Genomic DNA, 2870 nt, shown 5'->3' with positions numbered 1-2870 from the left:
TAATACCAATTCCCAAAAGTGTAGCTACACTTTTGGGAATTGAAAACCAAACCCAGTAAGGGTTTTAAAATTACAAAATGGCGTAGCCATTTTGTAATTTGGTATAATTTTTGATTGGGACGAGACTCAAGTCACGGTAAGATCTATTACAGCTATAACTCGATAAGCACTTAACTGGCAATTTTTCTATGTCAAAAGTACCTTTACCCGATGAGCGTATTCTCTTTAAAGGTCATCCTGCGGTTATCGGTAGTGTGACGAGGTTACTTGTTGCCATTTTTACCCTAGGTTTTGCAGCGATTTGGTATTGGTTGAGATCGATTAATACACAATATCTGATTACTTCACAGCGCATTGTCATCGAAGTTGGAATTTTCTCTAAGGAAATTGAAACCATAGAAATCTATCAGATCGACGATATTCATTTGGAAAAGCCCTTAAATCAGCGCATTATGGGTACGGGCAACATACTTTTAGTGACTCGCGATCTATCTGCGCCAAAGGTTCTATTGGATCGCTTACCAATTGATGTCAGAGAACTATACGAGCAGATGCGTCCTTGCATTCAGCAGGCGAGGTTTCGCTATCGTGTCCGCGATGAAGAAAATCCAAGGGAATTGCTTTGAAATTTTGATTTTTCTCGGCTTATCTCCAAAATCAAAGCTATTGATAAGTGCAAAGCCCGTAAAGTTGCGTCCCAACGGGACGAAACTTTACGGGCTTTGGTTTGTACCTCTCTTGTGGGGACAAAATCCAAACCCAAGCAGAGAAGGTTGGCGCAAAGCGCCAACCTTCTCTGCTTGGGTTTGCCATCTTGAGCTTTGAATTTACTTAACGATCGCTATAAAACTCAAGCTAAACTAGTGAGAGCGTCTTAACTAGTGCCAAGTTTAGCAACAATGACTTCATCATCGATTTCAGTTCGCGAATTACCTCTGTTCCCCTTACCTGAGTTGGTACTATTTCCGGGACAGTCGCTGCCACTTCACATTTTTGAGTATCGCTATCGCATGATGATCAATACGGTACTGGAGAGCGATCGCATGTTTGGGGTACTAATGTGGGACTCGGAGACGGGTAAGCCTGCCAATATCGGCTGTGTCGCTCAAATCGTACAGTACCATCGCCTTCCCGATGATCGATTTAAGATTTTAACCATGGGTCAACAACGATTTCGCGTGCTGGAATACGTGCGCGAAACTCCCTATCGAGTGGGCTTAGTTGAATGGATTGAAGACGAGCCTAGCAACGATGCCCCATTTCTGTTAGCAACGGAAGTCCGTGAACTGCTCAATGACGTTATTCGTCTATCCCAGAAACTCACCGATCAAGAAATCGAGTTACCCAAGATTCCCCGTGGTCCGATCGAATTGTCCTATTGGGTAGCCAGTAACTTTCAAGGGGCTAGCCTCGAACAGCAGTCCTTGTTAGAAACCTGTGACACAGCCGCAAGGCTAAGACGGGAGGCGGAGATTTTATCTTCTACCAGAAGTCAGTTAGCCGCTCGTACTGTTTTAAAGGATACCTTTAAGGAAACTTAAGCTATTATTTGCAGGTATTTTTAGGAGAATCAACCGTGAAGATCGGCATACCGAAAGAAATCAAGGATCGGGAATTTCGGGTAGGCATGACCCCTGCGGGAGTTGCAGCATTAACCGCGCGATCGCATCAAGTGGCGATCGAGACTAACGCAGGCGTTGGTTCGGGATTTAGCGATGATGAATATATCCAAGCAGGGGGAAAAATTGTTAACGCACCAGAGGATGTGTACTCCCAAGAAATGGTGATCAAGGTGAAGGAGCCTTTGCCCAGCGAATATGCCCTACTTCATTCCCAGTTAATTCTTTTTACTTATCTCCATCTCGCCGCCGATCGCCAATTAACCGAAGCATTAATCCAGTCTGGTTCTACCTGTATCGCCTATGAAACCGTACAGCTAGATAACGGACAGTTGCCTTTATTAGTACCGATGAGTATCATTGCAGGACGATTATCGGTGCAGTTTGGAGCCCATTACCTCACCAAGCAACAGGGAGGGAGCGGGGTTTTACTGGGTGGTATTCCTGGAGTGAGATCGGGTCATGTGGTCGTTCTTGGTGGTGGCGTAGTTGGCACTGAAGCCGCCAGAATGGCGATCGGTCTGGGAGCAAGGGTAACGATTTTAGATGTCAATCTTCAACGCCTCGGAGAATTGGAAGCTCTCTTTGGCTCGCGGGTACAGTTGTTATACAGTACGGCGAGTAATATTGCTGAAGCGGTTACATCGGCAGATCTCGTTATTGGCGCAGTATTAGTTGCGGGTAAACGCGCTCCTACATTGGTCAAAAGAGAACTTGTCCAAAGAATGCGATCGCATTCGGTCATTGTTGATGTGGCGGTCGATCAAGGCGGATGTATTGAGACTGTACATCCCACTTCCCATACAGCTCCAGTGTATGAAGAAGCAGGGATATTACATTATGGCGTACCAAATATGCCAGGGGCGGTACCTTGGACAGCAACGCAGGCTTTAGTTAATGCGACGCTTCCTTACACTTGCGCTTTAGCTGATTTTGGATTGGAAGCCCTTGGACGCGATCGCATTCTAGCCAAAGGGCTGAATATCCAGAATGGTCGTATTGTTTATCAGGCTGTAGCCGAAGCATTCCCTGATTTACCCACAAGCATGAGGAGCTTTTAGCGATAAACCCCAAGAATTGATTGGCGGCGCGAAGCGCCGCCAATCAATTCTTGGGGTTTATGTCCTAAGTCAAGTGACTGTAGCTATAAGTAGCTAGGCATAATTAAAAACCAAAACCAGAGAGCGTACCGCCCACTACGCGGGCGGTACGCTCTTCTAGGTTTTAAGTTTACTTATGCCTAGCTACTTA

At 45.7% G+C, this 2870-nt stretch carries 3 protein-coding genes; all 3 read left to right on the top strand.

The genetic code is table 11. From position 1 onward, the window contains the following. Positions 1-188 precede the first annotated feature (188 nt). The gene (locus AC805_RS05575; RefSeq protein WP_055074496.1) at positions 189-626 is read left to right on the top strand and encodes a PH domain-containing protein; all 438 of its coding nucleotides are present in this window, start codon (positions 189-191) and stop codon (positions 624-626) included. Positions 627-899: 273 nt separating this feature from the next. Further along, entirely contained in the window at positions 900-1541 is a 642-nt protein-coding gene (locus AC805_RS05570; RefSeq protein ID WP_009628782.1) for an LON peptidase substrate-binding domain-containing protein, read from the top strand. 35 nt (positions 1542-1576) lie between these two features. Continuing rightward, positions 1577-2680, top strand: a complete 1104-nt coding sequence (gene ald / locus AC805_RS05565; RefSeq protein WP_055074497.1) for an alanine dehydrogenase — start codon at positions 1577-1579, stop codon at positions 2678-2680. The last annotated feature ends 190 nt before the right edge of the window (positions 2681-2870 follow it).

This window comes from Pseudanabaena sp. 'Roaring Creek', from assembly GCF_001402795.1.
In the GTDB taxonomy this organism is placed as follows: Bacteria; Cyanobacteriota; Cyanobacteriia; order Pseudanabaenales; family Pseudanabaenaceae; genus Pseudanabaena.
Note: the sequence above shows the minus strand (reverse complement) of the source record. Positions and strands in the feature narration are given on the sequence as shown.

Coding starts and splice junctions, on each gene's coding strand:
- AC805_RS05575 (WP_055074496.1), top strand. CDS start 189: ATGTCAAAAGTACCTTTACCCGATGAGCGTATTCTCTTTAAAGGTCAT.
- AC805_RS05570 (WP_009628782.1), top strand. CDS start 900: ATGACTTCATCATCGATTTCAGTTCGCGAATTACCTCTGTTCCCCTTA.